The organism is Dyella sp. OK584 (assembly GCF_057787755.1).
Genome location: NZ_CM173542.1, coordinates 3,612,569 through 3,632,532, shown reverse-complemented (window position 1 = coordinate 3,632,532; position 19,964 = coordinate 3,612,569). Strand labels below are relative to the sequence as shown.

Below are 19,964 nucleotides of genomic sequence, written 5' to 3'. Positions count from 1 at the left end.
TTCCAACGTGCGTTGCCAGCGATCAGCTCTGGTGATTCGTCTCGTGCAGAGTCGATCAAGACTGGTGCAAAGGCGTAAGTCCGCAAGAGCTGCACCCTCTACGACGTGAAGGGGTGCAGTGGACCGGTGGTACAGGCCGTTAATTACGCGACCAACTGTATTGCTTGAAGGCCTCTTCGATGGGCGGGTTCGTGATGGTGGCAGTGTAGTTGGTGATTGTGGATGCCGCGACGATCGCAATCACTTCAAGCAAGCGTGCTTTGTCGAAACCCGCATCAAGGAATTGATCCATGTCCTGCTGGGTGAGATGACCGCGTTTCTCGATCATCGTGCGCGCCAGGAACGACAGCGCCGCGAGCTTTGGATTGTTCGGAAGATGTCCGGCTCGAATGGCGTCGATATCCGCAACGGCAATGCCTTCCTGCAAAGCAAGTGCGCTGTGGAATGCGACCGCCCACCGGCTCGAATTAGCGACTGCATCAGTGAGCAGAACGATCTGAATCTGGTCCTCGGCAAAACTTCCGCCGTGCACTTTTCCAAATAGGCCAACCAGGGACTCGATCAGCACTGGCGAAGTCGCCATGGCGCCCGCGATGTTCGGAATCAGGCCGAAGGCACCCTGTAGTGCTTCCAGGGAAGCGCGGGAATTTTCAGGCGCGGACTCGATAGTGTGAACGGGAAACGACTTCATGGTGATGACCTCACAAGTTCGGAGTGGGAACATGTGCCGGCAAGGGCTGACGGCTGGGAGGCATCATTGGCCGTTGTGGAACTAGCGGCAATTACGCGCGAGGTAATAAAGGCGCCTGCCCGTTGCAGCCTTATGAAGCGACGACATGGGGTCACGAGACCGCTATTTAGGCAGGTCGCCGGACGATGTTTGGCTGCGGGTAACGACTGTATGCTCCCCCTGGAGCCGGGGTGGATATGCTGAATAGCGCCATATGGGTCATGTCCGCTCTCGACCCAAGGCGGACGTGGGTGTCTATGGAATCAAAGAGATGCCGGGGGGAGCGTAATGACCAGTCACACAATCCGCATTTCCGTAGTCGTACTTGCCGCGATATGTGCTGAGGCCGCCTTTGCGGACGACATTCCGGCCAAAGATGGGGCCACGGCACAGTGGATGATCGTAAAGGAAAGAGCCTGGGCCAGCATGGCTTGCGGAGGCGAGTGGGTCGCGTCGGAAATTCTCGCAGATGACTTCCAGGGGACGGCGCCCAAAGGTGTGCGCTACGGAAAGCCGGCGAGCGCGCCTGCTTACGATCCCAAAACTCAGTGGTCCAGCGACTGTCGCCTGGATAGTGCTGAGGTACGATTCTTCTCCGCAGACGTCGCGGTTGTGTATGGATCAGAGTCAAAAACGGTAGTGCTACCGGATTCAAAGCACGAACGCCGCTGCCTAGTGTGGAGCGACATGTGGTTACGGCGTAACGGGAAATGGCAGATCATCGCGGTTCAAGATAATCGCGTCGAATGTCCCACGAAGTGAGTGGATTGTGCGTTACCGATTTTTCAGGCGCCTGATGTCCGCTTGCGACCCGACGCAAACCTTCCAAGCGACCGGCGGTGACCCACACTCGGTGATCTGGTCATGCGTGCTCTACAGACTTGCAGTTGAACAAGGGAGACTGCCTCGTTGCATCGCGTGGAATTCGATGGACAGGCCGAGGTCGTCCTGCGTGGGGGCGAGGAACGATTCGCCAGACAGGCCGCGGTAGGTCGCCAGCTTGCGCTCGTAGCCGCGCTCGGCCCAACGCTGCGCACGCCCGAGGTCGGCCACGCCGAAGCTCACGCCCAAAATGCGTGGGCCGCCGCTCGCCATGGTCTGCTCAGCCAGGCCCGCGCCGTCGGGCTGAAGCGCGAACAGCGCCGTCTGACCGACCGGTACGCAGAATCCCTTCGCGCCGACTGCGGGCAGCTTCACCGGCACCGCGTGGCCGAAGCCCATCTTCTCGAGCTGCCGGCGATCGGCGTCGGCATCGCCCGATACCAGCCATATCGACGAGAGCTCGCGCGCCCCGTTGGGGTGCTCGCGCGTCACGCGGTAGTCGTCGGTATTGGTGGGGTCGATCTGGTCGGGTGCGTAGTCGGCGGCGTAGTCAATGAAGAAGGTGTTACTCGACAACGGCGCATGGTCGAACGCGAACAGGCGCCAGCCCGGCTTCGCGCTGTCGGGGCCGGAGAAGAAGGGCGTGACTGCGTAGTGCAGCGCCTGCAGCGAGCGATGGATCGTATCGAGCGACGAGGAGCGGAAACCAAAGCTGCGCGAGCCCGGGCCGCCCTTCAGCGCCTGCTGATCTTCCTTCATACCCGGATCGAACGTGGGGTCGGGCCGGGTGATGCCAAGCAGCTCGATGAAGCTGCTGTCTGAGAACCGGATATAGCGGTTGGCCACCCCACTGGAGTCGTGCCCAGGCCGGACCTGGAAGCCCAGCTTGACCGCCATGATCGACGTGACCTGGTCGATCCCGCGTCCCCAGAGCAGGATGTGGTCGAGTCGTGTGGCAGAGGTCACCGGTGCAGGTGCAGGTGCCGATGTCGAGGCCTGCGCGGCACCCAGACACAGAAGCCATGCTGAAACAAGCAGGATCAGGCGCATGCGAATCCTTACATGAAAGGTTGCGATTGTTCTCTTGGGCAAGCCGCGAATGTCATGAGGCTCACGGCTACGGGTTCGTCGATGCCGGGGCAACAGGCCGGTCAGCGGACATGCCACTCGGCCAAGGTGCCCCAAGGCGCTCTTTTATGGGTGGTCCGGCCGGCGCCCGCAAGGACAAGTTCCGGGCAAAAACGGCCAACGCGAGAGGGGCTCCGCGCACGCGCGATGCTTTGCGCAACACGCCCCTGCGGCGCCCGCTGCAATCAGGCGCTCGCGCCTCGACGAAGAGACTGCGGCGACATGCCGAAGGCGCGGACAAAGGCGCGGCGCATGCGGCTCGAATCGCCGAAGCCCGTCGATGCGGCAATGTGGTCCAGGTTGAGATGGCTGGTCTCGACCGCGATGCGGGCGGCCTCCAGCCGCAGGCCTTCCACGACCTTCGCCGGCGTCGCACCGATCTCCGCCACGAAGGCGCGGGCAAAGTTCCGAGGACTCATCGCGGCGCGCTCGGCCAGCCGCTCGATTGTCATCGGTTCGGCAATACGCGCGCGCATCCAGCTGATCAGGTCGCCGAACCGCCCGGTCCTGCCTCCCTGTTCCACCAGGGCGGAGTACTGCGACTGTCCACCGTGCTTCCGTTGGTGCACGACAAGTTGCTGAGCCGTGCGTCGCGCGATGCCGGGGCCGAGGTCGTCTTCGACGAGCGCCAGCGCAAGGTCGATCCCTGCGGAAATGCCTGCCGAGGTCCACACGTTGCCATCCCTGACGAACATCCGGTCGGCATCGAGCCGCACTCTCGGATAGAGCAGCCGGAAGCGCTCGGCCACGGCCCAGTGCGTGGTAGCGCGCCGGCCATCGAGCAGCCCGGCTTCCGCGAGGAAGAACGCTCCGGAGCAGACGCCCGCCGCCCGGCGCCACGCATCGTCGCCGAGCCATGTCACGATGTCGACCTGGCTTTCCTCGATCTGCGCCAGATTGCCGCCCGATACGATCACCGTGTCGAATCGCCCCTGTTCAATCGGCGCGGCCGCCAGGCACACGCCCGACGAACTGCGCACGGCACCGCCTCCCGGGGCCAGCACGTTGATCGCGTAGCTGTCCGGCCGGAAACGATCCGCCATTTCGAATACGGCAACCGGGCCGGCAGCATCCAGCAGTTGAAATCCCGGAAAAACGACGATGGCAATCTCGCGCCGCATAGTGGCAGTCACATGACTTGGTCCAGTTCCGAGAAAGTGGCGTAACTACAAGGCGGGCGTCAAGTTGGTCGATCGAGGTCAAGCCTGCTTGACCCTACCGTCCTCGAACGTGTGAAGGTGCGTGTCGACCGCGGTTGATCACGCAGAAAAGTGTCAGGGAGACAATTAGCCATCCCAAAAATTTCCACCCTCAGGCACTCTCACCCCCACACTTGCATCCCAACATTGAGCGTTCGTAGGAGTCGAGCGAACGCTGTTTCTGGTCAGCGGGCTTGCTTCCGTACAGGAGGAGAGGAGGGCGTTGAATTTCCAGTTACTTACAAACCTTGTCGCCAATGTGTTGCGTTCATCGGTTGAAATCGCAATCCAAAGCGGACACTCAAAGGAGGGAATCCATGAGCAACCGTTTTCTTTTTGCGTTGCTGGCATGCGCAGCTGGCATCGCGATGGCGGACTCTCCTTTGCCCACGCCGACTCGTTCATTTACGTGCTCACGGTCAGGCGAATTCTGCGCTATGAGTGACCCAGCGGCGCGAACGACGACAATTTCGCGTCGCGGCGAGTTGCAATCGCTGTGGACGATTCCAGGTTGGCAGCGATGGATTCTGATTACCAATGATGGGCAGCGAGTCATTGTTGGCTATGGCGGCCTGAATTTGGTGCCGAAAGATGCGCCGTTGGACACGCCTGTTCTGGTCATCTATGGACCTTCTGGTCCGGCACAATCCATCAAGCTAAGCGACCTGTATCAGGACCAGAATCAGATGGTAGAGACGGTGTCCCACTATGGATGGGAAACGGCTGTCTACCTGGATGCGGCGGACCACCTTGTTGTTGAGCGTGTCGATGGCTCTAAGGTGAGCTTTGATCCCGCCACAGGCCAGCGCATTGGCGCCACGAACGAGGCAAACGGAAGACCGTAATCTGAATTGTCGAATGTCCGATTTCGACCCGTAGCGGACATTACCGATGCTTCCAGAGCCAGCGTAAAGGCGGGCAACACCAGCGCCTGGGCCAGATGGCACTGGGATGCTGTTCAGTCGGCAACGAAATCCACACTTGGGCCATACCGAGGCTTGCCACAGACTTGGTGTAACCTCAACGGGTACAGGCGCGGCGACGGAGGTCGAATAAATGGCTGCAGAGACTGCCTCTGCTGCGTGGATCGCGTTCGGTGCGATCGAGATCGACACCCTGGGCCATCGCCTCTTTGTCGATGGCGAAGAGGTCGGGCTCGAGCCCAAGGCATTCGCCGTACTCGTCCTGTTGGCGCGCGAACCCGGTCGGGTGTTAAGCCGTGACGAGATTCTCGACGCGGTGTGGGGGCATAGCCACGTCACGCCCGCCGTACTCAGTCGCATCATCGCATTGTTGCGTCATGCGCTCGGCGAGAGCGGTGAAGAGAGCCGCTACCTGCATACCGTGCATGGCGTCGGCTTTCGCCTCGATGCCCAGGTGCGATTAGCCGCATCTCGTAAAGAGCTGATGGCAGACAGGGCATTGCCAGCCATGGGGCCTGCGTTCGTACCAACCCTCACTGGCGATGTCACCGCGCCACCGGTCGTAACGGCAGCGAGTCCGGCAACGCCCTTGCGGCCCGGCAAGACACGCCAGCTCAAATGGGGGTTCGTTGCCGTGATCACGGGTCTGCTCGTGGTGGCGGCCGTACTGCTCGGCGGGCGCCAGTTCGCACGTCACCCGGCAGATGCCGCGCCGGTGACCGATCTCAAGTCCATTGCGGTGCTGCCGTTCGAGAATCTCAGTACAGACCAGAACAACGCGTATTTCGCCAACGGCATGCAAGACATGATCCTGACCCAGTTGGTGGGTATCGGCGGACTCAAGGTGATCTCCCGCACCTCGACAGAGAACTACCCGAGCCATCCGGAAGACGTGAAAACCATAGCGCGACAATTGGATGTGGCGACGCTGCTCGAGGGAACGGTGCAGAAGGCCGGCAATCAGGTGCTGATCAATGTGCAGTTAATCGATGCGAGCACCGGCAACCATCTCTGGGCGAAAGCCTACACGCGCACGCTGGACAACGTTTTCAATGTGGAAGGCGAGGTCGCGCAGAACGTGGCGGAAGCGCTGAAGGTGCGGCTGACGTCCGCCGAGGCTGCACGCATCGATACAGTGCCGACCTCGAACGCCGAAGCGTACGATTTGTACCTGCAGGCCGACGCGCATGCCAACCGCGCCTACGATGATCCGACGCTGTCATCGTCCGAGGTGCCTTCGGCTATCTCGCTGTATCAACAGGCACTAACCAGGGATCCGCGTTTCGCGCTGGCCGCGGCTGCACTGGCACGCTCCCACATGCAAATGTATTTTTTCGGGCCCGATCGCACGAACGAGCGACTGGCTGAGGCGAAGACAGCCGCCGATCGCGCCCTGGCGCTGCAGCCGAATCTGGGCCAGGGGCATTACGCGCTGGGGTTGTATGAGTACTGGGGGCATCGGGACTACGCCGGTGCCACCACCCAGTTGGAGCTGGCACGGCAGGCGCTGCCCAACAGTGCCATGGTCGAACTCCTCATCGCTGCGATCGCAAGGCGTCAGGGGCGCTGGGATGAGGCGGTGGCGCTGTTTCACAGGGCCACCGTACTTGATCCACATAGTGAATTTGCGTTCAACCAACTCGGGGTGACCTATCAGAGCATGCGTCGCTATGCCGACGCCGACCAAGCTTATGCTGCTGCCCTCGCAGTGAGTCGGAACCCCGCCGGCGAACGCATGGCACAAGCCTTCAATGAGCTGATGTGGAAGGGCGACCCGACACGGTTTCGCACCGAGCTTGCGGCGCTGGCGCCGGGCAGCGATGCCTACGCCAGCAACATCATGGCCATGTATTTCGAGCGCGGGTTGGCGCGCGATTATGCCGGGATGATCAAGATAGTCGAGGCGGACAAGGCGGAGAACTGGGACGACACGAACAACATTGTGTTGCCCCGACGCCTGCATCTGGCGTGGGCCTTGCAGGCAGCGGGAGACATGGCCAAGGCCACAGCGGCGTATACCGAGGTTGCGGCGCGTGCGCGCGCTGCCCTCGTCGAGCGGCCGGACGACGCTGACCTCCATCTCGCCCTGGGATTTGCCTATGCCGGACTCGGGCAAAAAGCTGAGGCCGTCGCTGAAGGCGAGCGTGCCGTCGCCCTGATGCCGATCTCCGAGGACGTCCTTACCGGAGCGGACATGCTCGCGTGCCAGGCACAGCTATATATGCGGGTCGGTCAGCCCGACCAGGCTATCGCCCTGATCGAACGCGTGCTGTCGATGCCTGCTGGCACCGTCCTGTCGAGCGCGTTGCTCCGGCTCGACCCGGTATGGGATCCGCTGCGCGACAATCCACGCTTCAAGGCGCTGCTGCTGAAGTATCCCAACGGTAGCTAGTCCGCCGTTTGCACCGCTCGGTTAGGCCAACCGATGGGCAAGCTGGAAGTGTGTACTTCCGACCCAGAGCGGACACAAAGACATACGAGTTCTTCCGTGCATCATGTCGATGGATGGGTGGATGAGATTTGCGAAATTACTGTCGGTACGGTTGGCACGGTCAGCATCAATATGCGCAGGTCGTTCGTCTGATTGTCGATCCACACGCGAGTGGTTCGTCGTATCCATAGACCAATCGGGTCCGTCGGCCTGGAAAACAGTATGCGCAAGCTCATTGTTGCCGCTTTCATCAGTCTAGATGGCGTTATTCAAGCCCCCGGAGGGCCTGAAGAGGACCTCAGCGATGAATTTCACTTCGGTGGTTGGTTTGTGCCCTACGACTGCGAAACCACTGACCAGGCCTTGATGGACCTGTTCTCGCAGCCGTTCGAGTTGCTGCTGGGGCGCCGCACCTATGAAATATTCGCGGCGTATTGGCCGCGCGTACCGGCCGATTCCGGCAACCGCGTCGCTGACCAGTTCAACAGCGTGCCTAAGCACGTGGCCACGCATCGATCCGGCACGCTTGACTGGCAGAACAGCCATGCGCTGGAGGGCGATTTTGCCGACGCGATACGCGCGCTCAAACGACAGGATGGCGCCGACCTGTTGACGCAGGGCAGCAGCGACATCGTGCGCCAACTGCTCGCAGCCGGGTTGGTGGACGAGCTTCGGCTTATGATTTTTCCCATCGTCCTTGGGCGCGGCAAGCGATTGTTCGGCGACAACGCACAAGCGTCTGCCTTCACCCTGACGCACTCGACCAGCTCGCCTGGAGGTGTGCTTATTACCCGCTACGTGCGCCACGGCGAGGTGCGTACAGGAACGTTCGGAGCAGTCGATTGACGACCCGTGCAGTAAGGGCATGCATTCTGGTGCGCTCTTCCGCGGCACCAATGGCTGCCTGACCATTCATTCAAGCCAAAGCCGCTTCGCGAATCGGCTTAATTCAGGCGTTGAATGTCCGGTTCTGGCCGAGGGTAGACATTCCCGTCGGAGCCAAGTCGCGATGCGTCGACCTCAAACCTCGCCCAGCCAATGGCGCCGTACCATGTGGTAAACGGGACGCGCGCAGCGCTTGAGCGGTTTTTTGGCATTCCAGGTTAGCCATTGGCGTTGGCGCAACGTGCCTGTCCCCAGTGCCAGGGCATGGGCATCGGAAGGCGTCATGCCGCGCCAGAGCGTGTAACGACCCAGCACGCTGCAGCCCTCGACAAAGTGTTCGCGCAAGGTCGGCTCGGAGGTAAACAAATAGCGGATGCCGGCGGCCGCAGCCGACTGCGCCACGGCGCGGGAATAGAAGCCGCCGGGTATTGATGCCACCGTCACGCGCCGTCCCAACACTTGCTGCAGGCGATCGATACTCACGCGCCATTCGGTATCGAGGGCCGACGCAGGCAAGCGCGAGATTTCCGGCGGGTGTGTATGGGAGTGGCTGCCGACGACATGACCGGCAGCGTCAAGCAGCCGGATGATGTCGGCATTCACAAAGCCCGGCGTACCGATACGTCCCGTGGTGATCAGAAAATGGCCCACCATGTGGCGCTCGGCGAGGGCAGCGGCGATATGCAGGGCGCTTGCCCCGCCATCGTCGAAGGTCAGCAGGCACTGTGCGCTGCCCGGCATGACGGGAGCTGTGACGGCGGGAAAGCGCAGACCGCTGCGTGCGAGTGCAGTCAGATGGTCGTCGAAGGTTGTGCGTTCGAGCTTGTAGTGCGCCGCAGCGACACCGGGAAAGCCGCTCGCATCATCGTGACCGGGCATGACCACGTCGTGGTACATCAGGGAGAGATGGCTCATGGCGTAGCCGTCCTTGCCACGGCGCGTCGCCAGCTGAAGTAGCGCGTCAGCCACGGCTGTCCCCAACTGGCGCTGGCGCGATCGTGTGTGTCCAGTGGACCCGCGGTGCCGGCGGCAATTTCGGCCAGTCGAACTGCGAGCGCATCGAGGTTTTCCAGCACCACGCGATACTGGATCACCACGTGTGATTCGTGCCGCTCGTCGAACGGATAGCTGTAGTAGCCGTAGACCGGACCAGTATCCACGCCGGCGTCAATCTTCAGCAGGGTCATGCCGACGCGGCCGAGGTCGCGCCGAGTCAGCGCCCAGAAGCAGCCATGGGCGTTGCGGTACTCGGGGCAGATGCCCGGATGAAACACCAGGCAGCCATGACGTGGAATGCCGATCAGCTTCTTCTTCAGCAGTTGCTTGCAGCGTGCCAGCATGAAATCAGGCGCAGCTTCGCGCAGGAAAGCGACCACCGCTTCGTCATTGACGCTGGCGGCGACTATCTGCGGCACTGATGGCGGTGCGCCGTAGCGGTTGCGCATCGTCGCCAGCGCTTGCGTCATCCATTCACGGTCACGCGCGGCCAGTGCCAGGCGCTGGTAGAAGCGCATGGCGACCACGTCCATGAATCGAAACCAGCCCACACGCTGAATTTCGCGGCGAACGCGCGCACGCTTCTGTGGCGACGTTTCGTCGAGCACGACGATTCCGGCCAGCTCGGAGAAAGAAGCAAGCCACGCCGCCAGTCCTTCGCGGTCGAAAGCGTCGCTGGCGTGACAGATAAGCACGGTTCGCATGGTCTATGGCGCTCCATACGATGGCGGCGGCAACTCGAAGTCACGCCACTGATGGGGGTTGCCGCTCTTGCCGGCTTCAGCCGCCTTGATGATGTTGTACATCTCGCGCGTGGTGACATAGTGCAGCACGTAGCGATGGCCGTCGTTATAGGTGTGCTCCAGGTGCTCGTGCATGACATGCGCTGGTGCGCCGAGCAACGTGTCCATGTCGCGCTCCTGTGTGCCGTGCGTATGCACCTTGATGAATACCCATTCCGGACGCCCCTCGACATGGATGCCGGTACGCACCCAGCCGTCCACGCGTGACGGCGTGGGCGGGCAGGCACGACGCACATCGGCGTTCTCGATGCGAGGTATCAGTCCATAGCGCCGGTCGCGCCAGTTCAAGCCGAGTGGACCTTGCACGATCATCAGGTCGCCGCTTGGCTGTCCACCCACGCGCACCGGCACGCCGGTGTTGTGCGACTTGGGCCGCTGTGGATCATCCGTGGCGTAGTAGATCGCGTTGACCGTACGGGTTTGTGTGTCACTGGGTGCGGAGGGCAGGGTGAAGTCGGCATAGCAGCCCAACTCGCGCAGCAGCACCAGCTCATTGTTGATGCCGCACCAGCGGCCGTCGGCGCGGGAGTTGTCCAGGCACCAGTTGCCATGGATGAAACCGAAGCGAATCCCGCCGCTTTGGGGGTCGCGAGGAAGGGCACCATGCCGTGCATGCAGCACATCGTTGAAGCGGCGGATGGTGGCACGGAAGTTGTCTTCGGTGTCGTTGTCGTGATGCAGGTGAACTTCGATCTCGCCGTAACCTTCGGCGCAGAGCGCGGCAACCTTGTCGAGGTGTTCCTCGAGATATTCCTCTTCGGGATAGAAGAACGTGTGTTGTGGCGGGCGTCCGTCGGCATCCCGATGGCTGGAAGCCAGCGCGCGATAATCCAGGCACCAGCGATCGACTCGCTTGCGCTGCGTCTCCAGGTCGGCTCCGCCCCACGCCGGTTCGAAATGGTCGACGAAGCAGAACATCACGTGGACCTGCCCCTGTGGCGACGGCACACGGCGACGCAAATAGCTGCCCAGCCAGATCTGCATATTGCGCGCGCGAATGGCCATGGTCAGCACGCCCAGTACGCAGGTGAGCACGAGCGCTGCGACGAGTGTCAGCACGCCAGGCATGGTGCTTCCTCCGGCGTGGGCAATAGTGTCAGCAGTTGTTCGGCGTTGTTGCGCCACTGCCGTTCGCGCGTCACGTAGACGCGAGCGGCGTGGCCGATACGTTCGCGTGCTTGCGCCTGCTCGGTGAGGTCTAGTACGCGCTGCACGCAGTCGTCGGTATTTCCTCGCGGAAACAGCCAGCCGGTGTGGCCGTCGCTGATGACTTCGGCAACCGGCGCGTAATCCGGTGCAATCACGGCCACGCCCATCGCCATCAGCTCGAACAGCTTCATGGGCGAGCCGTACTGGTTGGAATCGGGCAGCACCGCGTAATCCATGCAGGCGATCCATGCGGGAATGTCTTCATGCGGCACGCGGCCGGGCAGCAGCACGCGATCGCTCAGGCCGCGCTCTGCCACCAGGGCTCGGACGGCCGGTAGCGTGCGGCCGTCGCCCACCAGCACCAGTGCCAGGTTCGGCTGCTCGTGCAGGCGCGCGGCAATGGCTTCCACGAAACCATCCACGCCGTGCCAATGCGCAAACACGCCGATGTGCCCGCACACCGCGCGCCCGTTCAGGCCGCGCTCGTTGCGCAGCCGGGCGCGGTCGAAGCGAGTGGGATCGAAGCGCGCGAGGTCGGCCGCGTTGGGCGAAATCACGGAGGGTGCGATATGGCCGTAGTTGGCTTCGGCCTGCGCGCGGAAATAGCTGGAAATAAATACCAGCCCTGTGCTCTGGCGCAGGCACCATTCTTCGATGCGCCGGGCCAGCGCCTTGAGGTGCAAGGGGCGCACGCGGCGAACGAGAGCCGAGTCGTTGATTTCCAGTACCAAGGGAATCCCGTGCCGACGCGCCAGCCACACGGTGGCGAACAGGAACAGCGAATAGCGCTCGTAGATGAGCTGTGGGCGCAGGCGGCGAATCGCCAGGCTCAGGCGCACCAGGGTAACGAGGTTGTAGCCAAGCTCCAGCAGCTCAAACAGCACGCCAGGCATGCGCGAGATGAGGCCATGCAGGCGACCACGACCGTCAGTGGCGGGCGACGGCTGCTCATGCTCCGGATCAGCGCCGGGGAAGGAAATGATGCTCACTTCGTGGCCCAGGTCGCGTAGTGCGTGCACGATCCCACGGATATGCACGCCTTCGACGTGCCGCCCCTGTGTGCGATGGTGGTAGACGATTTTCATGCGCCGTCCGCTGGCAGTGGGTGGAAGCTGTGTCCGCTGGCCAGCCATTCCGGCAGCAGCGAGCCCAGTGCTTCGGTGGATTTGTCGCTGTCGTCGTGCATCAGCACGATGTCGCCGGACTTCGGCGGTTGATTTCGCAGGCGCGCGACCAGCACGTCGCTGGAAGCGGGCTGGTAGTCCAGGCTGTCGTACGACCAGTAGACAATGCTGCGCCGGTGGCTGGCGCAATACAGCAGCAGCGAAGGCGCCAGATAGCCTTGCGGTGGACGCACGCGATGATGGCGGCGTTTGTCGAAGGCGTGCAGCACCTCATCGGCACGGTCAAATTCATTCACCTGCTGCTGCAGTGACATGGGCCGGAACGACCAATGGCTGTAGGAGTGGTTACCGATCATGTGGCCCTCGGCCACGATGCGTTCCACCAGCTCAGGGTGGCGCTCGGCATGCTGGCCGACCAGGAAGAAACTTGCGCGCACGCCGTGCTTTCCCAGCAGGTCCAGCAGGCGTGGTGTGTGAAGCGGATGCGGGCCGTCGTCAAAGGTCAGATAGAGCGCGTTGTCTGCGCGCGAGCCGCGCGTCTGCACCAGGCCGGCGGGCAGCAGGTTGAGCAGTTGCTGCTTTTTCGGCCGGAGCTTCATGCGGTTGCTCCCATCGAGGCGGGCGACCGCGCGACGCTATCGCGCATGATGCCGTCGAGGAGGGCAACGTTGTCTTCCCAACGGAAGCTACCGGCATGCGCCGCGATGCGCGCGTTGTCCCATTGGCGTCCGCTGGCCTCAATCAGCGCTGCGGAAAGCCTGGCGACGTCATGCGGAGGCACCAACATGCCGGCATGCTCGGGCACCACTTCGGGAATGCCTCCGATGCGGCTGGCCACCACAGGCGTGCCGCAGGCCATCGCCTCCAGCACCACATTCGGCACGCCTTCGTTGTGGCTGGGCAGGCACAGCAGGTCGGCTGCGCGGAACCAGTCGCCCAGTTTGTCGTGCGCCACGGCACCGACCCAGCTGACGCGCTTGATGCAGCCCAGTGCAGCGGCACGTTCGCGCAATGCCATGCCACTGGCACCGTCGCCTATGTAGACCAGCCGTGCACGCGGATGAGCCGCGAGCAGAGCGGGAAACGCTTCGAGCAGGTCGAAGCAGCCCTTGCTCGCCTTGAGATTGCCGACGTAGAGAATCAGCGGCGCGTCAGCCGTCAGTTGTAGCCTGATGCGCGCTTGTTCTCGCGAGCCCGGGGCAAACAGTGCCTGATCCACGCCGTTGTAGAGCACGTGCACATGCGACGGTTCAGCGCCAAGACCAATGGCTTTGTCGGCCAGTGCGCGACTCACCGCGACCACGGCACCGGCACCGCGCAGCGCTGAACGGATCTGCGGTCGCTGCAGTACACGCTCGGCCTGCACGTTCAAGTCACTGCCATGCACCTTGACCACATAGGGAATATGCAGCCGGCGCGCCAGCCACCCGGCGGCCACCGCATCGGGATAACCCCAGCTGGCCAGTACGCAATCGTAGTTGCCCGCGCGCAATTGCCTGCCGCGCTGCCACAACACGGAAATCAGCCAGCACAGCGCGTGCAGCGGGCGGCCGATGCGCGGCAGGTAATAGAACACGAAGTAATCGGTGTTGAGTCCTTTCACCACTACCTTGGTCTTGGTGTTGCCTTTGCGCTCGGCAAAGCTCACCGCGGTCAGTACGTCCACATCGTGGTGTTGGGCCAAACGCTCGAACTGCTGGCGGTTGAAGGCACCGCGCAGCGGGTCCCAGGGCGTAGGAAACAGGTTGGTGAGGATCAGTATGCGTAGTCGCATGGTGCCCGGTCCGTAACGCCGTGGTAGAGCAGGGCGTAGCGCCCCGCCATGGTTTCCAGAGAGCCGTATTGCTCCACCCAGGCCCGTGCCGCGCGACCGCAGGCGGTAGCGTGCTGGGGTTCGCGCAACAACGAGAGAATGGCTTCCGCGAGTGACTGCGGATCACCCGGCGGCACCAGGCATCCGGTGTGACCGTCATGCACGATTTCGGCATTGCCACCCACATCAGTGGCGACGATCGGCAAGGCCACCGCGCAGGCTTCCAGCAGTGCGATGGAATAGCCTTCACTCAGCGAGGAAAGCACGAACAGGTCCAGTCCCTGCAACAGTTCATGTACGTCTGTACGGTCGCCCAGGAAATAGACGCTGTCACCCACGCCTTCTTCTTCCGCCTCGCGCTGCAGCTTGGCGCGCAGCTCGCCGTCGCCGATCAATACCAGCGCGGTGTCGGCGCGCTGCGCGTGCAGGTGGCGGAACGCGTGGATCAAGCCTACCTGGTCCTTGGCCCAGTTCAGCCGACCCACGTTGCCTATCAGCGTGCGCGCCATATCGAGCCCGAGGATGTGATGCAGGCGTTCGCGCATCGCCTCCGATGCAGGCGCGAAACCGTCCAGCGCAATGCCATTGGGCACCACGTGCGTCTTGGGCCAGGGCAGGATGCCCAGCTTGATGGCGTCGCGCCGGGCGGCCTCGCATACGGTCACCACGGTGTCAGTGCGCGTCAGTGCACGGCGATACAGCCATTCGCGCCGAGCCGCGTGCTGGTTGAGGCCCATGCCGTGGCGCGTATTGATCACGCAACTCACACCCAGGCGCATGCTGGCCAGCACGGCCAGATAGTGCGCAACTGCATTATGCGTGTGCAGCACTTCGGTGTCGTGCCGCCGGATCAGCCGGCGCGCTGTCGCCAGTGCGCGCAGGTCCAGACCGCGACGCTTATGGCAACCGGTCACCGGTATGCCTAGAGCGTCCAGTTCGTGCGCTTGCGAACCGGGTTCGAACAGGCACACAACCTGACAGCGATGTCCCTGCCGCTGCTGGATCTTCACCAGGTTCAGCACCATACGTTCCAGGCCACCGCGGTTCAGGTTCTCGACGACGTGAGTGATGTTCATCGCGGCAGTTCCGACACGGTGACACGGGTCTTGCCGCTGTGCGTCAAGGGGATCTCATCGACGAAGTGGCAATGCAGTTCCACGCTGTCACCTAGCACCTTGGCCGTCTCGCGGCGGATGTAGTCCAACGAGTCGTGATGGAAACCGTTGCCGCGCACGATGGATAGATCGAGTCTGTCCAGCTGGCGCTGCACTAGCTGGAACGCGTGCAGGCCGTTGACGTCCCTGAGCATATGGGGAAAGAATTCGCCAGGCAGCAGGTGGCCGTCAGGCGTGCGGATGGCATCCAGTACGCGTCCATTTACGCGCGCTAACAAGGGCAGGCCGCGGCCGCAGGGACAGGGGTCTGTTGAAGCAGTAGCCATGTCGCCATTGACGTAGCGCAGGAATGGCATGCCGTAGTTGGACAAGTCGGTAATGGCTATCTCGCCAGCGCGCGCGTCGGTTGCGACGGCAGCGTCGGGCAACAGCTCGACCAGCAGGTGGTCCGCGTTCACATGCAGGCCGTGGCGATGCTCGCATTCAGACGCCACCAGCATGAATTCGCGACAACCGTAGGTGTTGTAAACCGGACAACCGAAGGCCAACTCGATGACCTGACGCTGGAATTCGTGCAGCGCTTCGGCCGCACCGATCACCGCACGTGGTCGGTGCGGCCGGCGGCCAGTGGCGAGCATCCATTGCGCCAGGTGCACCAGCGGCCCCACGTATCCCACGATCACTCTGGGCTGATAGGCATCGATGGCGTCGGCGTACTCGGCCATGTTCGCCTCGGTCATGCGGAAGCTATTGAGCATCTTTCGCGCCATCGCGGCGTTGTACAGCCGTTCCTTGAGGCGGTGCGAGCGCGTGGACTTGCCCACTGCGCCACCCCACAGAAACAGCGTGCGCATGCCCATGCGCGAGCCGGCCCAGCCGTAGCCACGCCACATGACCGCTGTGCGACGATCATTGCTTTCGCGCGTGTAGCCGAAGCGCAGCGGCTCACCAGTAGAGCCTCCGGTGGTCTTGTAGAGCAGGCTGTTGCGCAGCGAGGTGGCTTTCAGGTCATCGAAGTTTTCGCGGATGTCGGCCTTGGTCAGCACGGGCAGCCTGGCGTAGTCGTCCATACAGCGGATGTCGTCTGGCGTGATGCCACGCTCACGCCACTGGCGCTGGTAATAGGGCACTTCGCGGTAGCAGTGCTCAAGCAGTTGCTTGAGGCGCGACCATTGCAGTTGGGCCAGTTCGTTGGGCGACAGCCACTGGTCGCGCTCGTAGCGGTCCAGCCACGACAGCGTGCTGCGTTTCCTCAGCCCGGATTCGTAGGTGGGGAAGAGCGCGCGCCTGAATACTGTCTCGTACCAACCGCTCATGTTGGATATCTCCGGCAACGTATGCGTCATCCCGCCGTCCTCAGCAGCACGGCCACCAGCACGTACAGCCCAGCGATGCTGCCCATGGCAGCCGGCAGCCAGCGCCATCCGCCATCGGAAAGCCGGAACGTGCGCAGGTCCGGCAGCCGTATCCGCGCACCCACGTAGTAGCCGGTGACCATGGCGAGGATCAGGTACAGCACGATCATGTAGCTGCGGCTGAGGAAGAACGCCGCGGTGAACATGCCGCACAGCGCGAGCAGCAGCGTGAGTGCCAATGGGCGTTCCTCACCCCAGGCTGCCTGCAGCTCTGCATTGTCAGGGTCTGGTCGATAGCGCAGCACCGAGGCCACCATCCAGAAGCTGTAGCCCACGAAGGCGAGCCACAGCACGTAGCCCACGAAACCCGACTCGGCCAGCACCAGTACGAACGAGTTGTGCGCGGTCAGATCGTTGTACTCGGTGAAGTTGCCCGCACCCACGCCGAACAACGGATGCGACATGAACATGTGCAGGCCCGAGTACCAGGCATCGACGCGGCCGTTGGCCGATTCCTCGCCTGCATCGAGTTCCTGCATGCGCGAGGACAGCAGCTTCATGCAGGTGAGGCCCACCGCGCCAAGCACGCAGGCCGTGAACATGCCGCGGCGATACCAGACGTAGGCACCCGCCACCACCAGCACGGCGAGCAAGGCGCCGCGCGAATTGGTCAGATAGATGCCGTAGAGCAGGAGCGCAGCGCCCGTCGTCCAGAATAGCCGTCCCAACATACCGGCGTGCCGCGCGAGGTACACCGCTATGGGCAACGTCGCCACAAACAGCAGACCAAGATCGTTGGGATCGTTGAAGATGCCGACGTACTGGATGCGTCCGTCTTCGGCGATCAGCACGCCGGTCCAGCCGATCCCGCTTCGCGCCTGGCCCACCCCGTGCAGCGCAAGTACGAACGAGCACAGCACGATCACCTTCATGCTGGTGATGACGTGCGTGCGCGTGGTGCAGGCCGCGGCGAAGATGAAGAAGGCGATGACGGCGGGCCCGAACTTGCCCAGTTGGTCGATCATGCCGCCGACCCAGCCGTTGGTGGCCTGGGAAATCATCAGCACCAGCAGGAATGCCGGCAGTATCACGAACTGCGGTGCCGCGAAGGTACGCGCTTTGGAGCCCAGCCAGCTGAGAAACGCCAGCACCAGCACCACTGGTAGCACGGGCACGCCGGTGAGCGCCTCCACGAAGTCCTGCGGGCGGACGATGGTCAACACCACATAGATCAGGATCAGTGGGAACATACCGGCCGTCCCTGTTCGCTGACACGGCTGACGGCCGGATAGCTCATCAACCGGGGCATGGCAAGCATCGCGGCGAACCAGCCGACGCCCATGTTGCGTTCCACCGCCAGGCGATAGAGCGCGTAGCGATTCAACGACGGCTGTGCGTTGGTGCCCGGCAAGTAATTGCAGGCAAGCTCGTAGCCGGCTGCGCGCGTCGTTTCCATCACGCGCTCGTCATAGGCGCGCGCGCCGCCCACTGGATAGGACATGTGCCATGGCGCATCGCCGAGTTCCCGCTGCAGCGTGTCCTTCGAATGGCGAACCTCGAACTCCATCTCAGCCTGTGGCAGCTTGGAAAGCATGCGGTGATGCACCCCGTGCGAGCCGAACTCGAAGCCGGCCACGTGCATCTCTCGAATCTGGTTCCAGGTCATGGGCAGGCACTCGGGCGGTGCCACGTCGCCGGGCATGTTCCAGGCCATTTCCAGGCGACGGGTCATGGCTGACTGGATCCGTGCGTCTACTTCCTTCATCTGGTCCAGCACGTAGCCCGCAAGCGCGCGGCGCTCGGCACGGCGCGTTGGCATGGGCATGTCGATGCCCAGCTCTGGCAGTTGCAGCCGCGCGGCAGGGCTGAGCAGGATCATGTGCACCAGCCAGTCATAGGCGTATGGCCGTCCGGTATCGATGTGACCGGTGGAGACGAAAAACGTTGCCGGTACGCCCAGCTCGCGCAGAATCGGAAACGCGATGTGATAGTTGTCGCTGTAGCCGTCGTCGAAGGTCACTACGACCGCATCGGCAGGAAGTTCTTTGCCAGCGTTCAGCGCGGCGGCCACATCGCCCAGGCGCATCGGGTGATAGCGTTCCTTCAGCAGCTGCATCTGTTCGCGGAAGCCCTCAGGCGTTGCGCTGATCAGCTCCAGATCAAAGTCGTAGGTGGCCGGATCGGGCAGCGGCGTCACGCGGTGATAGGCCAGGACGCGCAGGTCCTTGCGCCACCACGAGCGCATGCGCTGAAGCGATTGCAACAAGCCGCTGCTGTAGCACAGCTCACCCAGCTGTCCACGCAGGCCGACCTTGGTGCCGCTGTCTGTCATCACCATAGATGAAGTCCCCGGTTGCGGGCGAAAGCGACCACGGCCTGGGCCGCAAAGAGATTGAGATAGAAGAACGCCACGGCGAGGCGCACCGGCAACCAGGTTGCCACTGCCGGTGCCGCACGACCTGCAAGCACCAGCACGCCGCCAAGCAGCAGCATCACGAAGGTCACGGTGCAAACGAGGTGCTCGGTCGCGAGGTAGGTTGACGTCATGACGAGGGCCAGCAGCAGCCACGGCGCGACCAGGCGCAGCAACTTGTGACTGACGAAGCGAAACCATGCCGGGTTGCTGCCCGGCGAGAGCAACCACGGTGCCAGCTGGATCAGTTGGCAATTGCCCGCCAGCGTGCGGATCTTGCGCACGCGTTCTTCGGCCGGCTGCTGGGTCACGCGGTCCCATGCCAGTGCGCGAGGTTCGAACACTACGCGCTTACCTGCGGCCACGACGCGCATCGGCACCAGTACGTCGTCGAGCACGGTGCCTTCAGGAAGGGGCCGATACAGATCGCGACGCATCGCGTAGATGGCGCCGCTGACGCCGATGGTCGAGCCGGACTGGCTCTCGGAGTAGCGAATAAGTTTTTCGTAGCGCCAATAGGCATCCACGCTGTGTGCAAAGCCGGTTTCCGCGTCCGCAAGCAGCAGTTCGCCGCCAGCAGCGCCCACCGTGGGATCGGCCAGGTTGGCCACCAGTTCGCGTAGCGCAACGGGTGCCAGCTTCTGCCGTACATCGGTGAGCAAGAGCATCTCGCCCCTTGCTGAGGCGATGGCCTCGTTGAGACATGCGGCCTTGCCACGGCGCTCCTTGAATTCGAGCACGCGCACGCGCGGATCGCCGTAGTGACGGGCAAGGCTGGCCGTCGCATCGCTGCAGCCGTCGCAGGCAATGATGATCTCGATGAGCTCGCGCGGATAGCTGAGTGTGCCCAGGTTGGATAGCTTGGTCTGGATGTGCCGCGCGCCATCGCGCACCGCGATGATTACCGAGACGGTGGGTGTGATCGCCCGCTTGTTCACGGGCAGTGGATGCAGACGGGCCTGCAGCCAGACCAACGCCGGATAGCCGGCAAACACATAGGCCAGCATCACCCAGCAGGTGATGAACACGGCGTAGGCCAATCCGATCATATCGATCCCCCCGGCATCGACGAGTTCAT

General features: G+C 62.8%; 18 protein-coding genes. 4 read left to right on the top strand and 14 right to left on the bottom strand.

Annotated features, from left to right (window positions below):
- Positions 1–139: 139 nt before the first annotated feature.
- The gene (locus tag AC3CBN_RS16355) at positions 140–691 is read right to left on the bottom strand and encodes a carboxymuconolactone decarboxylase family protein (RefSeq protein WP_488634050.1); all 552 of its coding nucleotides are present in this window, start codon (positions 689–691) and stop codon (positions 140–142) included.
- Positions 692–1,018: 327 nt separating this feature from the next.
- On the opposite strand from AC3CBN_RS16355, the gene AC3CBN_RS16350 reads away from it, so the two are divergent.
- Positions 1,019–1,492 (top strand): nuclear transport factor 2 family protein, encoded by a 474-nt coding sequence (locus AC3CBN_RS16350; RefSeq protein WP_488634049.1) that lies wholly within the window; start codon positions 1,019–1,021, stop codon positions 1,490–1,492.
- A 111-nt stretch (positions 1,493–1,603) separates the two neighbouring features.
- On the opposite strand, the gene AC3CBN_RS16345 is transcribed toward AC3CBN_RS16350, so the two are convergent.
- Together AC3CBN_RS16345 and AC3CBN_RS16340 are read right to left on the bottom strand one after the other, a co-directional pair.
- Entirely contained in the window at positions 1,604–2,602 is a 999-nt protein-coding gene (locus tag AC3CBN_RS16345) for a VOC family protein (RefSeq protein WP_488634048.1), read from the bottom strand.
- A 263-nt stretch (positions 2,603–2,865) separates the two neighbouring features.
- Positions 2,866–3,813 carry a GlxA family transcriptional regulator gene (locus AC3CBN_RS16340; RefSeq protein ID WP_488634047.1) on the bottom strand — a complete coding sequence of 316 codons (948 nt, stop codon included), beginning with the start codon at positions 3,811–3,813 and terminating at the stop codon, positions 2,866–2,868.
- 383 nt (positions 3,814–4,196) lie between these two features.
- Here AC3CBN_RS16340 and AC3CBN_RS16335 point away from each other — a divergent pair, with 383 nt between their 5' ends.
- The 3 genes from AC3CBN_RS16335 to AC3CBN_RS16325 all read left to right on the top strand — a co-directional run bounded on the left by AC3CBN_RS16335 (position 4,197) and on the right by AC3CBN_RS16325 (position 8,079).
- Positions 4,197–4,724 (top strand): hypothetical protein, encoded by a 528-nt coding sequence (locus AC3CBN_RS16335; protein WP_488634046.1) that lies wholly within the window; start codon positions 4,197–4,199, stop codon positions 4,722–4,724.
- 211 nt (positions 4,725–4,935) lie between these two features.
- The gene (locus AC3CBN_RS16330) at positions 4,936–7,194 is read left to right on the top strand and encodes a winged helix-turn-helix domain-containing protein (protein ID WP_488634045.1); all 2,259 of its coding nucleotides are present in this window, start codon (positions 4,936–4,938) and stop codon (positions 7,192–7,194) included.
- Between the two features lie 261 nt (positions 7,195–7,455).
- Positions 7,456–8,079, top strand: a complete 624-nt coding sequence (locus AC3CBN_RS16325; RefSeq protein ID WP_488634044.1) for a dihydrofolate reductase family protein — start codon at positions 7,456–7,458, stop codon at positions 8,077–8,079.
- Positions 8,080–8,253: 174 nt separating this feature from the next.
- Here AC3CBN_RS16325 and AC3CBN_RS16320 read toward each other — a convergent pair whose 3' ends face one another.
- Genes AC3CBN_RS16320 through AC3CBN_RS16270 form a run of 11 tightly spaced genes read right to left on the bottom strand, consistent with a single transcriptional unit; the run spans position 8,254 to position 19,935 of the window.
- Entirely contained in the window at positions 8,254–9,087 is an 834-nt protein-coding gene (locus AC3CBN_RS16320; protein WP_488634043.1) for a polysaccharide deacetylase family protein, read from the bottom strand.
- Positions 9,030–9,818, bottom strand: coding sequence for a formyltransferase family protein (locus AC3CBN_RS16315; protein ID WP_488634042.1), 789 nt, complete (start codon positions 9,816–9,818; stop codon positions 9,030–9,032). The genes AC3CBN_RS16320 and AC3CBN_RS16315 overlap by 58 nt, the downstream gene beginning before the upstream one ends.
- Positions 9,819–9,821: 3 nt before the next feature.
- Complete coding sequence (locus AC3CBN_RS16310; protein ID WP_488634041.1) at positions 9,822–10,985, bottom strand: hypothetical protein; 1,164 nt, start codon at positions 10,983–10,985, stop codon at positions 9,822–9,824.
- Positions 10,970–12,151 carry a glycosyltransferase family 4 protein gene (locus tag AC3CBN_RS16305; RefSeq protein ID WP_488634040.1) on the bottom strand — a complete coding sequence of 394 codons (1,182 nt, stop codon included), beginning with the start codon at positions 12,149–12,151 and terminating at the stop codon, positions 10,970–10,972. Before AC3CBN_RS16305 ends, AC3CBN_RS16310 begins: the two co-directional genes overlap by 16 nt.
- On the bottom strand, positions 12,148–12,789 hold the full coding sequence (locus tag AC3CBN_RS16300; RefSeq protein WP_488634039.1) for a polysaccharide deacetylase family protein: 642 nt from the start codon (positions 12,787–12,789) through the stop codon (positions 12,148–12,150). The genes AC3CBN_RS16305 and AC3CBN_RS16300 overlap by 4 nt, the downstream gene beginning before the upstream one ends.
- A complete protein-coding gene (locus AC3CBN_RS16295) occupies positions 12,786–13,964 on the bottom strand; it encodes a glycosyltransferase family 4 protein (RefSeq protein ID WP_488634038.1) in 1,179 nt (392 codons plus the stop codon). The genes AC3CBN_RS16300 and AC3CBN_RS16295 overlap by 4 nt, the downstream gene beginning before the upstream one ends.
- Complete coding sequence (locus AC3CBN_RS16290) at positions 13,946–15,079, bottom strand: glycosyltransferase (RefSeq protein WP_488634037.1); 1,134 nt, start codon at positions 15,077–15,079, stop codon at positions 13,946–13,948. Before AC3CBN_RS16290 ends, AC3CBN_RS16295 begins: the two co-directional genes overlap by 19 nt.
- Positions 15,076–16,464 (bottom strand): phenylacetate--CoA ligase family protein, encoded by a 1,389-nt coding sequence (locus tag AC3CBN_RS16285; protein ID WP_488634036.1) that lies wholly within the window; start codon positions 16,462–16,464, stop codon positions 15,076–15,078. Before AC3CBN_RS16285 ends, AC3CBN_RS16290 begins: the two co-directional genes overlap by 4 nt.
- The gene (locus tag AC3CBN_RS16280; RefSeq protein WP_488634035.1) at positions 16,461–17,723 is read right to left on the bottom strand and encodes an O-antigen ligase family protein; all 1,263 of its coding nucleotides are present in this window, start codon (positions 17,721–17,723) and stop codon (positions 16,461–16,463) included. The genes AC3CBN_RS16285 and AC3CBN_RS16280 overlap by 4 nt, the downstream gene beginning before the upstream one ends.
- A complete protein-coding gene (locus AC3CBN_RS16275; RefSeq protein ID WP_488634034.1) occupies positions 17,711–18,811 on the bottom strand; it encodes a polysaccharide deacetylase family protein in 1,101 nt (366 codons plus the stop codon). The genes AC3CBN_RS16280 and AC3CBN_RS16275 overlap by 13 nt, the downstream gene beginning before the upstream one ends.
- Positions 18,805–19,935, bottom strand: a complete 1,131-nt coding sequence (locus tag AC3CBN_RS16270) for a glycosyltransferase family 2 protein (RefSeq protein WP_488634033.1) — start codon at positions 19,933–19,935, stop codon at positions 18,805–18,807. The genes AC3CBN_RS16275 and AC3CBN_RS16270 overlap by 7 nt, the downstream gene beginning before the upstream one ends.
- Between the last annotated feature and the right edge of the window lie 29 nt (positions 19,936–19,964).

What these genes read in the sequence shown, in the direction of transcription:
- AC3CBN_RS16300 (WP_488634039.1), bottom strand. Translation starts at nt 12,789, where the DNA reads ATGAAGCTCCGGCCGAAAAAGCAGCAACTGCTCAACCTGCTGCCCGCC.
- AC3CBN_RS16305 (WP_488634040.1), bottom strand. Translation starts at nt 12,151, where the DNA reads ATGAAAATCGTCTACCACCATCGCACACAGGGGCGGCACGTCGAAGGC.
- AC3CBN_RS16315 (WP_488634042.1), bottom strand. Translation starts at nt 9,818, where the DNA reads ATGCGAACCGTGCTTATCTGTCACGCCAGCGACGCTTTCGACCGCGAA.
- AC3CBN_RS16325 (WP_488634044.1), top strand. Translation starts at nt 7,456, where the DNA reads ATGCGCAAGCTCATTGTTGCCGCTTTCATCAGTCTAGATGGCGTTATT.
- AC3CBN_RS16295 (WP_488634038.1), bottom strand. Translation starts at nt 13,964, where the DNA reads ATGCGACTACGCATACTGATCCTCACCAACCTGTTTCCTACGCCCTGG.
- AC3CBN_RS16290 (WP_488634037.1), bottom strand. Translation starts at nt 15,079, where the DNA reads ATGAACATCACTCACGTCGTCGAGAACCTGAACCGCGGTGGCCTGGAA.
- AC3CBN_RS16270 (WP_488634033.1), bottom strand. Translation starts at nt 19,935, where the DNA reads ATGATCGGATTGGCCTACGCCGTGTTCATCACCTGCTGGGTGATGCTG.
- AC3CBN_RS16350 (WP_488634049.1), top strand. Translation starts at nt 1,019, where the DNA reads ATGACCAGTCACACAATCCGCATTTCCGTAGTCGTACTTGCCGCGATA.
- AC3CBN_RS16285 (WP_488634036.1), bottom strand. Translation starts at nt 16,464, where the DNA reads ATGACGCATACGTTGCCGGAGATATCCAACATGAGCGGTTGGTACGAG.
- AC3CBN_RS16335 (WP_488634046.1), top strand. Translation starts at nt 4,197, where the DNA reads ATGAGCAACCGTTTTCTTTTTGCGTTGCTGGCATGCGCAGCTGGCATC.
- AC3CBN_RS16310 (WP_488634041.1), bottom strand. Translation starts at nt 10,985, where the DNA reads ATGCCTGGCGTGCTGACACTCGTCGCAGCGCTCGTGCTCACCTGCGTA.
- AC3CBN_RS16330 (WP_488634045.1), top strand. Translation starts at nt 4,936, where the DNA reads ATGGCTGCAGAGACTGCCTCTGCTGCGTGGATCGCGTTCGGTGCGATC.
- AC3CBN_RS16275 (WP_488634034.1), bottom strand. Translation starts at nt 18,811, where the DNA reads ATGGTGATGACAGACAGCGGCACCAAGGTCGGCCTGCGTGGACAGCTG.
- AC3CBN_RS16280 (WP_488634035.1), bottom strand. Translation starts at nt 17,723, where the DNA reads ATGTTCCCACTGATCCTGATCTATGTGGTGTTGACCATCGTCCGCCCG.
- AC3CBN_RS16355 (WP_488634050.1), bottom strand. Translation starts at nt 691, where the DNA reads ATGAAGTCGTTTCCCGTTCACACTATCGAGTCCGCGCCTGAAAATTCC.
- AC3CBN_RS16345 (WP_488634048.1), bottom strand. Translation starts at nt 2,602, where the DNA reads ATGCGCCTGATCCTGCTTGTTTCAGCATGGCTTCTGTGTCTGGGTGCC.